Below are 16,842 nucleotides of genomic sequence, written 5' to 3'. Positions count from 1 at the left end.
TTACGTTCTTGATGTGATTTCAGCTTGTGATTCCGCTGTTATTTCAGCTCCCGGCCAGCAGCCCCGAGGCCATTCCGATCACCACCGGGGCCACTCCGACCGCGAGGAACGCGGGGAGGAAGCAGAGCCCCACCGGGGCGGTGACGAGTACCGCCGCGCGCTGCGCCCTGGCGCCCGCCTGCCGCATGCGTTCCGCACGGAGGGCGGCGGCGATGCGGGAGACCGGCTCGGCGGCGGGGGCCCCGGTACGCGCGGCCCGCTCCAGGCACTCGGCCAGGCCCCGGGCACCCGGTATGCCCGCCAACCTCCCCCACGCCGACCCCGGTTCGCCGCCCAGGCGCAGCTCCGCCCCGGCCATCGCCAGGCGCTCCCCCACGGGGCCGCCCAGCGACTCGCCCACCACCTCGGCGGCCTCGACCGGCCCGGCCCCCGCCGCCAGACACGCGGCCAGCAGATCGGCGGCGAACGGCAACTGCCGTTCCGCTTCCCGGGGATCGACCCCGGCCTGCTGCCGGCCGGCCCTGAGCAGCAGGCGCCTCGCCCCGAAGGCCGCCGCGCACCCCACCAGGAGCCCTGCCGGGCCACCGATCAGGAGCCAGCCCGCCAGCAGTGCGCCGACCGGCCCGGCCCAGGCCGTAACGGCGGCCCGGCTCCCGGGTTTCCACAGCGAGCGGCGCCGCCCGGGCTCCGCCCGGAACAGGCCCGCGATCCTGCGGCGCGCCGCCCTTCGCCCGAGCCCGGACCAGAGCGCGGAGGCAGCGCACCACACCAGCGCCGCGAGGCAGCACGCCATCCCCAGCCTGTGGACCACCGATCCGCCCATCACCGCTCCCCCGCCCGCACGATCCGCCGGCACCACAGCAGCCCGAGCGCCTCCAGCACCCCGCCCGCCACCAGGCAGCCCCAGCCCATCGGGGAGTGGAGCAGCACGCGCAGGGGATCCGCGCCGAGCCCGGTACCGATCAGCAGTCCCACGAGCGGCAGCAGTGCGAGGACCACCGCCGTCGACCTGGCTCCGGCCAGCTGGGCCCGCAGCGACTCCTCCCGGTCCCGCTCGGCCCTCAACGCCCCTTCCAGCCGGTCCAGTCCGGCCGCGAGCCCCGCGCCGCCGTCCACCGAGACCCGCCAGCAGGCGGCCATGCCGGCCAGCCCTTCCGCACCCGGTTCCCGCGCGGCCTGACGCAGCGCACCGGGTACGTCCCCTCCGAACGCCGCGGCGGCCAGTACGCCCGCCTCCGCGGCACCCGGACCGCCGGGCCCCGCGACCGTGCGGCGCAGCGCCACGGTGAGGGCCTGCCCGGGCTGCGCCCCTGCCCGCAGTTCCCCCACCACGGCCCCGCACAGGGCCGTCACCTCGGCGGACCTGGCCACACGGGCCCGCTCACCTTCCCGGGCCCGGAGCCACCGCCGCAGCAGCGGCACGGACGCCGCCCCCAACAGCAGCGGGATCACCGATCCGCCCCACAGGGCGACCGCCACGGCGGCCGCCGGTCCGGCCCACTCCGGCCACCGCACGGCCCGCACCCGCACCGCGGCCGCCCACCGCAGTACGCGCGGCGGCCCTCCCGGTAAGACCGCTCCGCCTCCGGCGAGTACCAACCGGGCCCGTCGCTGCGCCTGATCGCCCCCGGCCAGTACCCAGGCGGCCGCTCCGGCGCACAGCAGCCCGGCGAACACCGGCACCGAGCCGACCGGCACGCCGCTCATCGGGCACCCCCCAACAGCGGTCCCAGCCGCGCCCAGCCCCGCTCCCGCTGGAAGCCGCGTGGCCCCCAGCGCAGGGCGGGTACGGTCACCACCAGCCCGGCCGGGTCCCGCTCCAGCACGTGGACCTCGGCGACGCGGCGGCGGCCGTTGCGGTCGCGGGCGAGGTGGACCACCAGGGTCAGGGCCGCCGCCAGCTGGCTGTGGAGGGCGGCCCGGTCGAGACCGGCGGCCGTCCCGAGCGCCTCCAGCCTGGCCGGGACGTGCGCGGCGGCATTGGCGTGCACGGTGCCGCAGCCGCCCGGGTGCCTCGCCTAGCACTGCATGGCGTTCGACTCACTAGGACTCGATGTGAGCCAACCCACCTGCGTCATATACGACCGACTGTCCCGCCTCTTCGCTGAGGAAGCACCCGACCACCGCATTGCCGCCTGTAAGGCCTACGCCGAACAGCGCGGGTGGAAGGTCGTACACGTCGCCACCGACACCAACGTCAGCGGCGCAACCCGACTGGAAGACCGCCCCGGTATGCGCGAAGTCCTGACCTGGCTTCCGCGCGCCGACTACGTGTTGGCCTCCAAGCTGGACCGGTATGCGCGAAGTGTTCTGGAGTTTCAGCGACTTCTCCGTGCTGCCGAATCGACCCGCACAACGATCATCACTGCCGATGGCGTGGTGTCGCCGGAAAATGCATCCATCATCATCAACGTTCTTGCCGCATTCGCTGAGTACGAGCGCGACATGATCAAGTCTCGTATCACGGACAGCAAGAAGCACTTCCGCTCTCGGGGTAACCACCTCGGCGGACTGGCCCCCTACGGATACGAAGTAAGCGGACCGATCAACAACAAGCGGTGGTCCATTGACGAATCAGCGGCGGGTATCCTCCGTGACTGCGCCGATAAGCTCATCAATCACGGCGGATCTCTCACGGGCCTTACACGGGACCTAAATGAACGCGGCATCCTGCCTCCAGCGGACCATGCACGACAGCGGGACGGACGAAAGCTGCGTAACCAGCGCTGGCACTCAAGCACATTGCGGGATGTTCTCTACACGCCCGCTATTCGTGGCTGGCTAGTTCAGGCCGTGCCCGGCGAAAAGCGCAGCGCTCTCACAAATCAGCCCGTGCTTGACCCTGAGGGCAAGCCCCTATCTGCGGGGCCGGAAATCCTCAGCGCTGAAACCTGGTCCGCCGTCCGCGCGATCATTGACGGCAAGTCGAAAGGGCGTGGTAGCGAGCGAACCGGTAAGGCGCTACTCCTTCATGTTGCGATCTGCTCAGAGTGCGACGGCCCCATGTACAGGCAACGCCGGGCCGTGAACGGAAAGGACTACAGCACCTATGTATGTCGCAACGGCGTAGGAAGGCGAGGCATCCACAAGCCGAACGTCGTTATTGCCCGGCATCTAGAAGAGCTGGTGACTGCTGACTACCTCAAGCGGTTTGGCAGCTTCGCACTCATGCGCTGGGCTGAACCCGACGGCAGCGCGGTACTGCAACACTCCGAAGTGACCGGCCGAATTGAGCGCCTTGCAGGGAACCTTGGCGAACTGGACCCGAACGGCCCTGGGGCGCGAATAGTAATCACTCAGATTGCCGCACTGGAAAAGCGGCAGATTGAACTAATGGCGGAAGCCGAACACGCCGAAGGTCGCTGGGTAGATGCCGGAGGCACCATTAACGAAGCGTGGAAGTCGCGCGACGAAGAAGGGCGACGGGGACTGCTCAGCGACCTCGGAGCACGGGTAATCATTCGCCCGGCAACTCCCGGAGCACCTAAGCGATTCGACCCCACACGGGTTGCGCCGAACTTTGATGGCCCTGCCTGGTGGCGCGAACTGGACCCGGCATCAGCACATTTGGCCGCCATCGCACTGGAAGAAGAGTTGACCCCCTAGCAGATACGCACTGAGAGCCCCCGCCGGTCAATCACTGGCGGGGGCTTTCTCCTGCCCTGCGCGGCCCTCTGCGCCTTCCCCGTGCTCTCACGCCCCTGGGAGCCGGCGGACCACTCGGGGGCGCTCAGGCGGTCTCGCAGGGCTTCACGTACAGGCTGCTGCCCACTCGGTTGGGGCGGCAATGGGTACGCACGTCCCTGCCGAGCTCTGACACCCGTGGACGAATCAGGGGCGTTCAGGCGAACAGGCGATCGACTCGCTAACTCCCCTATGAAGCCACCTACAGCGAGGAGAGACGCCGTGAGTGCTGACGAAGTTTTCACGCACATAATTTCCTGGGCATCCGAGAATTCGCACCGAGGCCGGCTGGCGCGTGCGTTCAAAACCAACATGGGCAACAGTGCCGAGCTACAGGCGCAGCGAATCGGGCTGCTGTCCATCTACATGATGCGGGAAGCGCAGAACGCGTAAGGGGCTAAAGCCGTCTGGTTTCGCGACCGGACGGCTTTTCCTTACCCTCATTTCGTCTCGTTCCGTCACAAGGTCGGGGACTTTCGTTCCTATTACGTCCCGCCGGATAGCCATTCCGTCCCATTACGCCGCGAGGATCTGCACCATGAATACAGAGCTTCTTGTAGCTCTACGTAACGCCGAGTCGGTTGCATGGGAAGCCCTGCTCAAGCCTTCGATAGACAGCGCAGAGAGGACACACCACACCATTGCGAGCGCCCTTCGAATTGCTGAGGGTCTAGCCACTGGCGCCCGCTGTGAAGCCCCTGGTTGCGCCAGCGCCATTGAGTACAGCGGGGTAGGGCGGCATCGGCGCTTCTGTTCTGACAAGTGCCGCAAGGCCGCTCACCGGGCTACTCGGCAGCGCTGAACAGCGAAGAGGGTTGGGCGAACACCCTTACTCCCTGTTGTTCTGTTTCTTTATTTTCTATCTGTACGTATTCAAACAAAGCTCTATAGAACCCTATGGCTTCTGAGAGACCCGTACACCTACACCAATTGGAGAACATCCCATGCTCATTGGCGACGGGTGGTCCACCTGTGAGCACTGTCAAGGGAAGCTGACCGGCCGACAGCGCAAGTTCTGCTCTGAAGCCTGCCGAGTCGCTGAGTGGCGAGAGAGTAAGCACCCCCGGCAGTACCGAAGCTGCGAGCTGTGCGGGGATCCGTTCCCCGTGCGGTACAGGAACCAAAAGGCCTGCGACTACAACAACCGTGCGTCGGAGGACTGCAAGCACCTACAGGAAGAATTGATGATCGAGTGGGAAGACGCGCAGGACGAACGTAGGGACGCTGTGTGTGAGCGGGAAGGGTGCGAGGTCTCTGTTTACCGGCCAGGCCGTGGCCGTCCTAAGCGCTTCTGTTCCGATCGTTGTAAGACCGCCCACTATCGCGCCGCCAAAAGGGCCTGTGAGCCTGCCTGAGCGCTTCGCGATGATGCCCTGACGCCTCGGGCTCAGGGTGACGCTCTAAGGCGCCTAGAGGGGAACTCAGGGCTTTGGTCACCGGTGCTCAATTGCTGTGCAATGACTCACAGCCGGCCGGGAAAGCCGAAATTTCGACCTGGGAAGGCGATCCACTCACTAGATCCTCTATGAAGGAAGCGAACGGGCATCACCTAGGTTCGCCTCTCATTGCGCGGCTATTCGCGCCTCTACACGACGGCCCTAGGCCCGGTTGATTCTCGCAGCGGTAGTGATGCCCCGCTGTGGCGAGTCCCGGACCTAGGGCCGTTTTTGCGTATCTGAAAGGCCGCCATGCAAACGACAGTGACTGAGTTCCGCCCTGAGGACCTTCCACACATCGCGAATATATGCGCCGCCCTAGATGTCAGCGTTAAGCCAGCCCCCGGAGCTTATGAGCGCATCAGCAACATCTATGCGCTTACCCAGGATTGGCTAGCGGCGAATGACCGGCCGTCCGTTCCGCTCGGAGCATTCACGCGAACTCTTCGCGCGCTGGGCCTCAGGACTGCCAACAAACACGTAGTCGGCATCGCACTGATTTCCCGACTGCACCATTGATCACCTACCAATTCCCGTAGGTGATTCCCTTCTCGACAAGGAAAAGACAAATGCCTGACCAGCCTTGGTACATGAATTCCACCGACACGACGAGCGTGGACAAGGGAAGTCCAGAGCGAAACGAGAAGCACATTCGCTCTATCGCTGAGACTGCCAGCGAGGAGGCTGACGCCGTCTCGGCTCACCTACTCGCCGCTGAGGCAAGGGGAGTTGACCTTAGCCCCACTGACCGAATGTCCATTGGGTACGCCACCAACGCGCGACACGCTGCCAACCAGCTTCGCGCCTGAAAGGGGACTGAACACCCATGACCACCAACGCCCTTGAGAAGGCCCGTGTTGCCGCCGAGAAGGCCGCCCAGGACCTAGCCGCCCTGGAGTCCGCCGAAGCCGAGAAGGCCGCTCAGAAGGCCGCACAGCGCGAAGAGCGTCAGCGAGAAAAGGACGCCGAGTTTCTTGCTAAGTGGGAAGCGCTTGATGCTGAGCTTCTAGCAGTCGGCTCGCAGTCTGCCGCTGATGCTGTGTACGAGGGCACGGACCCTATCGCTGCTCTTGCCGTCTACTGGGTGGCACGTGCTAAGCGCAACACCATTCGGACACATGCCCGGAACGCCTACTACCGGCTGCACGGTGAGCATCCCGCAGGGTCCTTCGCTCTCGAACTCAGTTATCGGGATATGAGGGTTGCTGACCGGATGGAAGAGGCCATCGGCAAGGCTGCCGCTCGTCATGCTGCTGACCTTGCCGATGCTCTGGACAGTGAATGGCTGGTTCCTGATGGCGCATGACGCATTGGACCCGGGGGCGAACGGCGATTACCCATTCTTCCCCCGGCTTCCGGACGGTTCGCCCGCATGGTCTGATCGTTGCCCCGTCGGATATCACGGTTCACGCGTGCCCCGGGGCATTACCACGATCGTTCGGGACCGTCAGCGATTCGTCATTGACCAGACTCCCCACGATGCCGAAGGAAATCCAATCAATCCGCCAGTGCTGACGTGAGGGGCGTAAGCCCTTTCTGTGAGCTGTGCCCCCGGATGCCATACGGCACGGAGACTACAGCCGTCGTGTCTGCCTGGTATCCGCTCGCCCGGGCCGAGTTGATCGCCCGGGGTATCCGTCCGGACTATCCCGGGTACCGGAAGTCCATGTGCCTGGATTGCTACCAGGCGTGGAGTCGCCGTTGATGAGAGGTGCCCTGTGTCCGACACAGGGCACCTAGTCCTTTGTCCCGTCATTGTCCAGTGCCACCCGCGCCCTTTCAGAGAAGTCATCCACCGCTTCCATGAAATTACAAAAGCGCGTAGCTCCATCCCGCCACTGGTCAGACAGACTGGGCATGCTTGGAAGAGTGACAGGCACACGCATTACTGCAAGCACGGCATACACCTCACGAGACCTTTTGTCGACAAGAGCTGCCGCCGCACTCACTTCTTTAGGGCCAGCAAGCTGAACCCGTGTAGATATCTTCTTCACATTCTCGTGGAGACCCTTGGATTCGCGGATTACCGTCACCAAATCCATCCCCGCCGGAAGGATTCGAAGACGATCTAGGTCGCTAAAATCTTCTGGTGTCGGAGCTAGCAGCAGTTTGGTGAGGTCTGAGTGTGCGTGAGCTGCGGTGATGAGCTCTTCGTAGACGGCCTGCCGCGCATCACGTCGCTGCCGAAGATGCTCAGCCCTCGCTACTGTCCTCGTCTGCGCGCGTGCTGACCAGCCGGTAGCCACCGACGCGCCAATGGTCGCCACCGAACCCGCCAACGCCCCGAGCACTGCTGCCAATCCTGCGTCCATGCGAGCAACCTTCTTGGCTCAGAAGACGGGCCGTCAAGGGGGACGCTGCGACAGTGGGCACGGCCCGTTTTCTTGCGCAACCCTGCCCCCCTCGCCGGCATTTGGGCCCCACCCCCACTGACCAGCAGACACGCCCCCATGAGCCCCACCCGACCCCCTTAGCTGCCGCTATGCCCCCAGTCACGGGCGGGCACTCCGACCCTTGCAGAAGCCATGCCACGAAAGCCCAGGAAGCCATGCACTCAGCTCGGTTTCAGCGAACTCACGGATGGTGGTCCGCGCGCTGAACGCAAGAGGCAGAGAGAGCAGCAGCGAGGCTCAGCGGGTAAGCGATGGTATGACGTTGGATGGCGGCCAAAACGAAAGGCTGCCGTGATGTGTGCTGTGCAGTCGACATGCGAATGTCGCGGACCATCGACAGTTGAGCTGCAAGATGTTGCTGGCAAGAGGCGAGGAAATGCCTGATGCGCCACTGCACTTGAGGCCGTTGTGCCCTGTCTGCCAAGACAAGGAAACAGTCAAGCATCAGCCGGGCGGGTGGGCTGCCGCGAAGGCCAAGCCAAAGCCGAATGACGTTCCGCCGTGCTGATGTCCGCTGCCTCTCCTCGCTGCCCCTGGGGGGTGCCCCCCTCCCAGTCCCCTAGTCACTCGGCAGGGAGGCAAAAACCTAGCACCGCAACTCAAGCAATTTGCGCGGAGCGATCGTGTCTGCTGATTCGCCTAAGTCTCTGCGTGCCCCCGATGACCGGCCCCGCTTGGGGTTCGAGCATCGGGGGCCTCTTGCATTTCCGGGTCACCTTCGAAAGAAAGGCGGGTATCTCAGCCAAGGGGCCGACCGCTATTACTCCCGACCAGCGAACCAGCCCGTGAAATATGCAGTCGCCATGTCCAGCGAAGGCATGGGGTACCCGTCACGTCCGCTGCGGTCCGACTGTACGAAGTAATTCTGGGTTTCTCCGTCCCGGATCGGGAACTCGGTGATCCAAAGCCGCTCGGTCCCGATGGTGTTGCCGTCCGGGTCCTCCCGGAAGAACCAGCCGCAAAGCGCCCCGTTGTCTCGCCTTTGCTCAGACCACTCGAAGCGGAAACCCTGCGCGTACTCGATATCGCCCAACTTGCGTGCCATTGTGACTCATCCTCCGTCGTATCAGTTTGTTGACTCCTGGGAACCGCAGGCGTGAACAGGCTGAAACCTGAGCCGGCGAGCGGCGTGTGCCCAGATGCCCCATAGGCTTTGCCCCCCTTCGATTCCTAGGCAGGAATCAAGTTCGAGGGCGTTACCAGCCGCGCGCGTTCGTGCAAGTCCCGCGCTGTCGGGTTCTTCAAGTAGGGGCGGATGCGGCTGTGCATTGCGGTGATGCTGCGGTCGCACTGCCCAGACTGCACGAGTGGGTATATCTCCAGCACGCTCCCCCACGTCTCGCAGGCCGCCTCCAAGTGACCGACTTCTAGTTGCCGTTCGGCCAGCATGGACAGATAGCGAATGCTTGTCCGTCGAAACGTGCTGGGGCGAAGTTGGTTCGATTCCCTGAGTGATTCGATGGAACCATTCAAATCCCCAAGTTGGTACCGCACTTGCCCGACGTGGTACGCCAGCGAGGAAGGGTTGTAAGACCCGAAAGTCTTAGACTGTGACTCAGCCTTCTCCATGGCTGTCTCGGCTTCCCGGATGCGCTGTAGGGCCATGCGCCGGTTTCCCTCTTGCGCGGCGGCGTGCGCCTGCTGTCCGGCAAGGAAAGCGCGCATTCGGGGACCGGCCTGCGGGGAAGCGGCGGCAGCGGCATCAGCGAGGCGCAATGCTTGGGAACCGTGCCCGAGGTCCACGGCCTGAACGCTCATCCCCCGGAGAGTGGTGCAGAACGTGAGGTGATCTTCGGATGCCCCGGCGAGTTCAAGCGCTTTGAGGTAGTAGCGCTGAGCCATTCCGTGTACGCCCTCATCCACGGCCATGTACCCCGTGAGATATGAGAGGTCCGACGCAGCGGCCATCATGGCTTTACGGACATCCTCCGGAGCATCAGCGCGCAGATAGGGGGCCACCGTGTTGACCATGTAGGCGGCAGCCATCGGCCGTGCTGTCCGCCCGCCGAATTGATCGTCAATGTCTGAGAGGCGTTCAGTCATGGCGATGACCGATTGCACGTCGGGCATTCCGATGCGCTGCGCCTCGCCCCGGTGGACTGCTTCCATTCGACCGACCACGTCCGGCCAATTGGGCACGGTGAGGGCGACAGAGAACAGGCCTACTCCGAGCACACTTCGGCGTGATGGGTCCATATCTTGCCTCCCCAGGTCTAGCAGCCGTTCCACGGTACTGGGGAGCGCGCTGGACTCTTCGGGGGGAGGGGGCGGGAATCCCGCTTCGCTGTGCGTGATGGGGCGGCCGAGTTTCCGGGCGAGCGCTTCCAAGATCAGCGGGCGGACGGTCTCTTTCGGCATGTGCCCGTTGAGCCACTGGTGCACTGAGGGTTCACGGTATTTGAGCGGCGTCCCCCGCTCAGTGCCCAGCTTGTTGACCTCTTGGGCGAACTGACGCAGCGTCCAGCCGGTTTCCCGGTGCAGCCGGGCAAGCGTTTCGTTGGGGCTAGCCACCGGTCATCAACTCCCCGCGTCTTCAAGCCGCTTAAAGCTCTTAAGCCCTGGCGCTGTTGCAACGGTACCTCTCCCCTGTGGTCACGCGGTTGCCTTATGTGAGCAGCCGAACGAGCACGAGAGGTGCAGCCATGAGCAGCCCTGAGAGCGCACGTGAGCACCCCCGGGACTGGGAGGCGGGGGAAACGGCGCTGGACGTCTCCACGGGCCGCGTAGGCCGGGTCATGGGCCACGTGGGGCCGCGCTACCAACTCCGCCCGCTGAACGGTGGCCGGGAGTGGGAGGCCGACCCGTCGAGTCTGGAAGCTGCGTACCAGTCGGACGCCCTGAGCGCTGCTGTGGTCACCGCCAACACGAGCCAGCGGATAAGGGAGCGGATGTGAGAGGGCTTCTCAGGTTCACCCCGGAACAGCGCGCGGAGATCGACGCCGGTTTGGTGCGGATCTTCGCTGAACGGGAGGCCCGGGAGTGGGAGGCGGCCATATGGCGGGCGGCTCCCGTCCTCGTTCGAAGTGCTGCGGAACAGCTCATCCACCACAAGGAGGCACAGTCATGACGGCAACCGCGAACGACCTTCGGACCGGCCGCGCGCTGGTCAGCTCGGATCTGTTCGACAGCATCGCCGAGTTCACCGTGACCCACTTCGGGTACGCCCCGACGGAGGCGGAGCAGGCAACGGATCAGGCCCTCGCGTTCCTCGCCACGGTCGGCACGGCCACGGTGAAGATGGTCCCGAGCGACGACGTGGACGGCGCGCTGCACTCGTTCATCCTGCACACCGCCGACTACCGCGAGTTCTGCGAGAAGTACGCGGGTCGGTTCCTGGAGCACAACCCGCGTCCCGGTGGTGGGGGCCGGGCCCTGGCCGAGGTGCAGGCAACGGCGCACGCGATCAAGGCCAACGGGTTCATGGTGATGGACGCGCTGTGGACCGTGAACGGCGAGAACGCAGCGCAGTGCGACTCTGACTGCGGGCGCGACTACCGGGCCGTCTGAACGCCGGCCGAACCAGACAGGTGATGGGTGGGGCCGGTTGCCAACTACGGTAACCGGTCCCGCTGTTGGAAGGTGAAGCATGAATTTCGATGGTCCGTACAGCCCGCCCGATGGTGCGCTGCAACTCCTGAATCCGGGCCCCGCTGAACTGGTCCTCAACCGGCGCGGGTCGTCTGTCTGGAAGGTCAAGACTGAGGCCGGTCCCTACGCGGTGAAAGTCGGCTACCCGAGTCAGACACACGCATGGACCGCGCTCGCCCCTGCTCGTGAGGCTGCCGTTCTGCGACAGCTCACGCATGAGCGGATTTTCAGTGGGGAGTGGGAGCACGGCACGTGGGGCGCTCAACCGTGGCGGCGCGGGGACAGCCTCTACGACCGATGGGCACCCTGTCGGGACGGGGAAGCTGAGCCGAACCTCGGGGAGGCGCTTTCCTGCGCTGTGGCTCTGTCGGGACTGCACGGAATGGGATGGGTGCATGGGGACGTGCAGCCCGCACATTTCCTTCTGGGGGAGTCGGGCGGGGCGTTCCTCATCGACCTGGCGCTGTCCCATGGCGGTCGTGTGCCCCGCGCCTATGACTTCCCGTACCGAGGCTGTCTCGTCCACTACGAAGCGCCGGAAATCTCGGCCAGCGTGTTGGAGTCAGACACGGCTACCCCGACGCAGGAATCCGACGTGTACGCGCTGGGGGCGGCACTGTTCATCAGCGCGACCGGATGGCGGCACGTGGCCTACCCGGACGACGCTCCCCGGGACGTTCAGCGGCAAGCCATCGTGGCAGGCCCTCACCGCCCCGTGGACGTGCCCGGAGTGCTCAGCTCGCTCATCCCCCACATGCTCAGCCGTACGCCCGCTGACCGGCCTACAAGCGCCGAGGTCTGCGAGAGGCTGAGTGCGGCCCTGTAAGGCTGAGCCTGGCCCCGTCTGCGCGCCTCCCCCGTGGCGCACGGGCGGGGTTCCGCCATGTGCGCTGGCCGCCTCTATGTATGGTTCGGGCAGACACCCGCCCTCGTGCCCGGTGTTCAGCGCGGCGAGGAGGTCGGCGACCTCGGCGCCCCGCACCTCGCCGACGACGAGCCGGTCGGGCCGCATCCGCAGCGCCTGCCGGACCAGGTCCGCCAGGGTGACCAGACCCGCCCCTTCCTGGTTCGCGGGACGGGTCTCCAGCCTCACCACGTGGGGATGGTCGGGGCGCAGCTCGGCGGAGTCCTCGGCCAGCACGATCCGCTCGGCGGGTCCGACGAGGCCGAGCAGGGCGCTGAGCAGGGTGGTCTTGCCGGTCCCGGTCCCGCCGGAGACGAGGAAGGAGAGCCGGGCCTCGACCATCGCCCGGAGCAGCCGGTGCCCGCCCGGCGGAAGGGTCCCGGCGGCCACCAGTTCGTCCAGCGTGAAGGCCTTGGGCCGCACCACCCGCAGGGACAGGCACGCCGACCCGACGGCCACCGGGGGAAGTACCGCGTGGAGCCGGGTGCCGTCGGGCAGGCGGGCGTCCACCCAGGGCCGGGCGTCGTCGAGGCGCCGCCCGGCGACGGCGGCCAGCCGCTGGGCCAGCCTGCGTACCGCTTCGGCGTCGGGGAAGGTCACCCCGGTCAGTTCCAGTCCGCCACCGCGGTCCACCCACACCCGGTCCGGGGCCGCGACGAGCACGTCGGTGACCTCCGGGTCGGCGAGCAGCCGCTCCAGCGGCCCGGCGCCGACCAGTTCGGACCGCAACTCAGCTGCCACGCCGAGCACTTCCGCGTCGCCGAGCAGGCGGCCCTGGGCCCGCAGGGCTGCCGCGACCCGGGCCGGAGTCGGCTCTCCGCCGCTCTCGGCGAGGTGCTGGCGCACCGCGTCCAGCAGGACCGCGCTCATGCCGGCACCCCCTGGGCGGAACCGAGCACACGCTGCCAGAAACCGTCGCAGAAGCGGGCCAACGGGCCCCGCGAACCCGGCGGTTCCCCCTCGGAGACCCTCCCCGGGAGGCCCACCTCGACCGGCACCTCCCCGGCCAGGGGAACCCGCAGCAGGCCCGCGACGGCTTCGGCGTCGAGCCCTTCCGGGCAGCGGCCCCGTACGACCACCCGGACGTCCCGGGCCACCATGCGGACCCCGGCTGCCACCCGCCCCGCCGCGGCCACCGACCGCAGTTCTCCGGGCACCACCATGAGCACCAGGTCCAGTTGGGCGAGCACCTCCGCCACGGCCTCGTCCACCCGTCGGGGCAGGTCGACGACCACCACCCCGCCCCTCCGGCGGGCGGCGGCCACGACGGACCGCATCGCGGCGGGCGGCACCACCACCCGGTCTCCGCGGTCCCAGCTCAGTACCCGCAGCGCGTGCAGTTCGGGAAGGGACTCCGCCAGCGCCCCGGCTCCGACGCGGCCGCGCGAGGCGGCGAAGTCGGGCCAGCGCAGCCCTTCGGCACCCTCGCCTCCCAGCAACACGTCCATGCCGCCGCCGAGGGGGTCGCCGTCGATGAGGATGGTGCGCTCACCGGCGCGGGCGGCCCGCAGGGCGAGGGCGCAGGCGAGGGTCGACGCTCCGGCGCCGCCGCTGCCGCCGATCACTCCGACGGTGAGGGCGGGCCGGCCGGCGCCTTCCACCACGTCGGCGATGCGGTCGACGAGGAAGGTCTCGGCGTCGGGCAGCCGCAGCACCTCTTCGGCGCCGATCTCGACGGCCCGCTGCCACACCTCGGGGTCGTCGAGGTCCCGGCCGACGAGGAACACCCCGTCCCTGCGGGGAGCTCCGCGCACCCGGCGGGCGGCATCATCTCCGACGAGTACGAGCGGGGCGCTCTCCCAGCCGGTGTCCCCAGGGCGTCCGGCCGGATCCCGGCCGGCGTCCTCCCCGGCCCCGCCCCCACGGTCACCGCCGGTCCCGAACTGCTCCGGCACCGCGTGGTGCACATGGGGCTCGGCCCCGGCGGCGGCGCACAGCCGCAGCAGGTCGTCGAGCAGCAGGGGATCCTCGGTGATGATCAACGGCCGCCCGCCGCCCGGTGCGGCGCCGGCCACCCGGCCCGGCAGTCCGCCCCCGCGGGCCACCACTGGTTCCGGTGCTTCACACGACTTCGATCCAGCCACGATCTCCGCCCCCTTCTCACAGCAAATCCAGGTGCCGCGGACTTCGCGGCTGGAATCACGGTGCAGGGATCCGGAAATTGAAGTGGATCTTGCATGAAAACTGTGGACAACAAGGCGGCTGTGAATAACTTCGCCACACCATCAGGTGAGTTCCGGAGCGCGGCGGAACAACTACGCAGCGTCACGAGTCTGAGGAGGTGAGGGCCTTCGCCACGGGGGGCCGACCGAAGAGGGAGGACCGAAGAGATGGTCGCTGAAGGCCGTTGGCACGGGACGCGAACCGCGTCCGGACATGCGACGACCCCCGCCGGGGGGGAGAGCGGGGGTCGTCCCCACGGTCCGACTCGGGGGGGGAGGAGCCAGACCGGGTTAGCACGGTCGCGAACGATCCGTGACTTCCATGGTGTACCCGAGAGCCTTCTCAGGCAAACCCACGCGCCACACCTTACGCCGAATGGTGGGCGCATATGCTCGGGTCGTGGAAAATCAGCCCTTGCCGCACTCCTCGCCTCGGACCGCCGCCTTCTTCGACCTGGACAAGACGGTCATTGCGAAGTCCAGCACTCTGACGTTCAGCAAGTCCTTCTACCAGGGCGGCCTGATCAACAGGCGGGCCGTGCTGCGCACCGCCTACACGCAGTTCATCTTCCTGGCCGGCGGCGCCGACCACGATCAGATGGAGCGGATGCGGGAGTACCTGTCCGCCCTCTGCAAGGGGTGGAACGTCCAGCAGGTGCGGGAGATCGTCGCCGAAGCCCTGCACGATCTGATCGACCCGATCATCTACGACGAGGCAGCGTCGCTGATCGAGGCCCACCACACCGCGGGCCGCGACGTGGTGATCGTGTCCACCTCGGGGGCCGAAGTCGTCGAGCCGATCGGCGAGATGCTCGGGGCCGACCGCGTCGTGGCCACCCGGATGGTGGTCGGTGAGGACGGCTGCTTCACCGGGGAGATCGACTACTACGCCTACGGCCCGACGAAGGCGGAGGCCGTGCGCGAGCTCGCCGAGTCCGAGGGGTACGACCTCGCCCGCTGCTACGCGTACAGCGACTCGATCACCGACGTGCCGATGCTGGAGGCGGTCGGACACCCCCACGCGGTGAACCCCGACCGGGCGCTCCGCCGCGAGGCCGTGGCCCGGGAGTGGCCGGTGCTGGTGTTCAACAAGCCGGTCCGGCTGAAGCAGCGGCTGCCCGGACTGTCGATGCCCGCGCGCCCCGCCCTGGTCGCCGCGGCGGCGGTCGGCGCAGCGGCGGCCACCGCCGGGCTCGTCTGGTACGCCAGCCGCCGCCGGGCGGCCACGGGCGCCACGTCGGCCTGACGCCCCGCCCGCCCCCGGCCGCCCACACCCGCCCCCGCCCCGCGCCGCCCGCCAGCCCGCCCGCTCGCCCACGCAGGCTGCGGGCCGGCAGCGGACTGTCCCGATCTGGGGTGATAAAGCATGTCCGGATCACCCCGGATCGTCCGGGAAAGTAAAGAACTCGGGCCAGGGGTTTCGCTCCGCTCGGAAGCGGAGTACAAAGGAGTCACGGCCCGCGAGACCAAAGAACATCCGAGAGGATCATCTTTAAAACGCAGTAAGGCCCACGGACCGAAGCAGGAACGCCGAGCACCCACGCGACGTCGACCCGTCGATTACGGGCCAGCCGCACCAGGTGACGGGCAAAGCTCCCGACCTGATGGGCAATTTTCGAGGACGCTTGGTAACTGGGCGCGAATGCCAGCGGCGACACCAAAGCAAGACGGTGTCGCCGCAACCCATGTCCAGGGCCGGGCCGCGGCGGGCTGACTGATCAGCGATCCGGCCCCGACCCCGCCACCTCGCCCGTCACCCCGCGCACCCCGCGCCCGCGTCCTGACCTCAGGCCGCGCCGCGCTGGAGCGCCTCGCAGACGGCGGTCGACTCACGGACCCCGAGTTCGATGGCACGTCCGCAGTGCGCGATCCAGGCCGCCATCCCCTCCGGAGTACCGGATACGTAGCCCTCGAAGGCCGCGAGGTACGCCGCACGCCCCTGCTCCGCGTGACCGACCTCCGCCGGACAGATCGCCTTCGGGTCGAGACCACTGTTGATCAGCACGATGCGTTCGGCGGCCCGCGCGACCAGGCCGTTGTAGGAACCGAACGGACGCAGGGCCAGCAGTTCGCCGTGCACCACCGCACCCGTGATCAGCGCCGGGGCGGAGCCCCCCGCGATGATCAGGCGCGACAACCCGTCCAGGCGCCCGGCGACCTCGTCGGCGCCGGGCAGCGGAAGCTCCACCAGGGGCTCGTCCACGGTCTCACCGGCCAGCCGGGGCCTGCCGACGACGTCCCCCGCCTCGGTCGAGCCGGAAGCGACGAGGTGCAGACGGGCCAGGACCCGGAGCGGCGACTGGCGCCAGATGCTCAGCAGCTGCCCCGCCTCCGCCGTCAGGCGCAGGGCCGCGCCCACGGTCCGCGCTTCCTGCTCCGCGCCGAAGTCGGTCCGGCGGCGGACCTCCTCCAGCGCCCAGTCGGCGCCGGACAGGGCCGCGCTGCCCCGGGCGCCGCGCAGCGCGGCCTCCGAGGTGATCTCCCCGCTGCGGCGGCGCATCACCCGGTGCCCGTAGACCCGGTCCACTGCCTTGCGTACGGAATCCACGGACTCTGCGACACCCGGGAGCGAGCCGAGGGCCGCCAGCGGGTCAGAAGCGCTACTCATAAGTAGGGAGCCTACGCAGTGCTCACCCTTGGTACCGACCCCTCCTTGGAGTGGTCTTCTTCACTCA

Annotated in this window: 14 protein-coding genes and 1 pseudogene; 6 read left to right on the top strand and 9 right to left on the bottom strand. The window is 67.3% G+C overall.

Translation table 11 applies throughout. The features are described from left to right. Positions 1-43 precede the first annotated feature (43 nt). The 3 genes and pseudogenes from AC07B0_RS16310 to AC07B0_RS16300 form a co-directional block, all read right to left on the bottom strand. Positions 44-823 (bottom strand): type II secretion system F family protein, encoded by a 780-nt coding sequence (locus AC07B0_RS16310; protein WP_478898470.1) that lies wholly within the window; start codon positions 821-823, stop codon positions 44-46. Beyond that, complete coding sequence (locus AC07B0_RS16305) at positions 823-1,707, bottom strand: type II secretion system F family protein (RefSeq protein ID WP_478898468.1); 885 nt, start codon at positions 1,705-1,707, stop codon at positions 823-825. The genes AC07B0_RS16310 and AC07B0_RS16305 overlap by 1 nt, the downstream gene beginning before the upstream one ends. Further along, positions 1,704-2,012, bottom strand: a pseudogene (locus AC07B0_RS16300) (TadA family conjugal transfer-associated ATPase); the annotation flags it as partial. The pseudogene AC07B0_RS16300 and the gene AC07B0_RS16305, both read right to left, overlap by 4 nt. 43 nt (positions 2,013-2,055) lie before the next feature. On the opposite strand from AC07B0_RS16300, the gene AC07B0_RS16295 reads away from it, so the two are divergent. From AC07B0_RS16295 to AC07B0_RS16285, 3 genes are all read left to right on the top strand, one after another. Further along, positions 2,056-3,606, top strand: coding sequence for a recombinase family protein (locus AC07B0_RS16295; protein WP_478898466.1), 1,551 nt, complete (start codon positions 2,056-2,058; stop codon positions 3,604-3,606). Positions 3,607-3,906: 300 nt separating this feature from the next. Beyond that, the gene (locus tag AC07B0_RS16290) at positions 3,907-4,077 is read left to right on the top strand and encodes a hypothetical protein (RefSeq protein WP_478898464.1); all 171 of its coding nucleotides are present in this window, start codon (positions 3,907-3,909) and stop codon (positions 4,075-4,077) included. 1,869 nt (positions 4,078-5,946) lie between these two features. Then, a complete protein-coding gene (locus AC07B0_RS16285) occupies positions 5,947-6,426 on the top strand; it encodes a hypothetical protein (RefSeq protein ID WP_478865997.1) in 480 nt (159 codons plus the stop codon). A 430-nt stretch (positions 6,427-6,856) separates the two neighbouring features. On the opposite strand, the gene AC07B0_RS16280 is transcribed toward AC07B0_RS16285, so the two are convergent. The 3 genes from AC07B0_RS16280 to AC07B0_RS16270 form a co-directional block, all read right to left on the bottom strand. Further along, positions 6,857-7,432, bottom strand: coding sequence for a hypothetical protein (locus AC07B0_RS16280; protein WP_478898463.1), 576 nt, complete (start codon positions 7,430-7,432; stop codon positions 6,857-6,859). Positions 7,433-8,273: 841 nt separating this feature from the next. Beyond that, positions 8,274-8,558, bottom strand: a complete 285-nt coding sequence (locus AC07B0_RS16275) for a hypothetical protein (protein WP_478898461.1) — start codon at positions 8,556-8,558, stop codon at positions 8,274-8,276. A gap of 125 nt (positions 8,559-8,683) precedes the next feature. After that, positions 8,684-10,024, bottom strand: coding sequence for a tetratricopeptide repeat protein (locus AC07B0_RS16270; protein WP_478898459.1), 1,341 nt, complete (start codon positions 10,022-10,024; stop codon positions 8,684-8,686). Positions 10,025-10,155: 131 nt separating this feature from the next. On the opposite strand from AC07B0_RS16270, the gene AC07B0_RS16265 reads away from it, so the two are divergent. Next, entirely contained in the window at positions 10,156-10,407 is a 252-nt protein-coding gene (locus AC07B0_RS16265) for a hypothetical protein (RefSeq protein WP_478898457.1), read from the top strand. Between the two features lie 169 nt (positions 10,408-10,576). After that, complete coding sequence (locus AC07B0_RS16260; protein WP_478898455.1) at positions 10,577-11,020, top strand: glycine-rich domain-containing protein; 444 nt, start codon at positions 10,577-10,579, stop codon at positions 11,018-11,020. A 643-nt stretch (positions 11,021-11,663) separates the two neighbouring features. On the opposite strand, the gene AC07B0_RS16255 is transcribed toward AC07B0_RS16260, so the two are convergent. Together AC07B0_RS16255 and ssd are read right to left on the bottom strand one after the other, a co-directional pair. Further along, on the bottom strand, positions 11,664-12,875 hold the full coding sequence (locus AC07B0_RS16255) for a TadA family conjugal transfer-associated ATPase (protein WP_478898453.1): 1,212 nt from the start codon (positions 12,873-12,875) through the stop codon (positions 11,664-11,666). Continuing rightward, on the bottom strand, positions 12,872-14,053 hold the full coding sequence (gene ssd / locus AC07B0_RS16250) for a septum site-determining protein Ssd (protein ID WP_478898509.1): 1,182 nt from the start codon (positions 14,051-14,053) through the stop codon (positions 12,872-12,874). Before ssd ends, AC07B0_RS16255 begins: the two co-directional genes overlap by 4 nt. A 490-nt stretch (positions 14,054-14,543) precedes the next feature. Between ssd and AC07B0_RS16245 the strand changes: the two genes are divergently transcribed. After that, complete coding sequence (locus tag AC07B0_RS16245; protein ID WP_356871380.1) at positions 14,544-15,413, top strand: HAD family hydrolase; 870 nt, start codon at positions 14,544-14,546, stop codon at positions 15,411-15,413. A gap of 540 nt (positions 15,414-15,953) precedes the next feature. Here the strand turns inward: AC07B0_RS16245 and AC07B0_RS16240 are convergent. Then, a complete protein-coding gene (locus tag AC07B0_RS16240) occupies positions 15,954-16,775 on the bottom strand; it encodes a Fic family protein (protein WP_356871382.1) in 822 nt (273 codons plus the stop codon). Positions 16,776-16,842: the final 67 nt, after the last annotated feature.

The sequence above is a fragment of the Streptomyces sp. NPDC044704 genome, from assembly GCF_056433525.1.
Note: the sequence above shows the minus strand (reverse complement) of the source record. Positions and strands in the feature narration are given on the sequence as shown.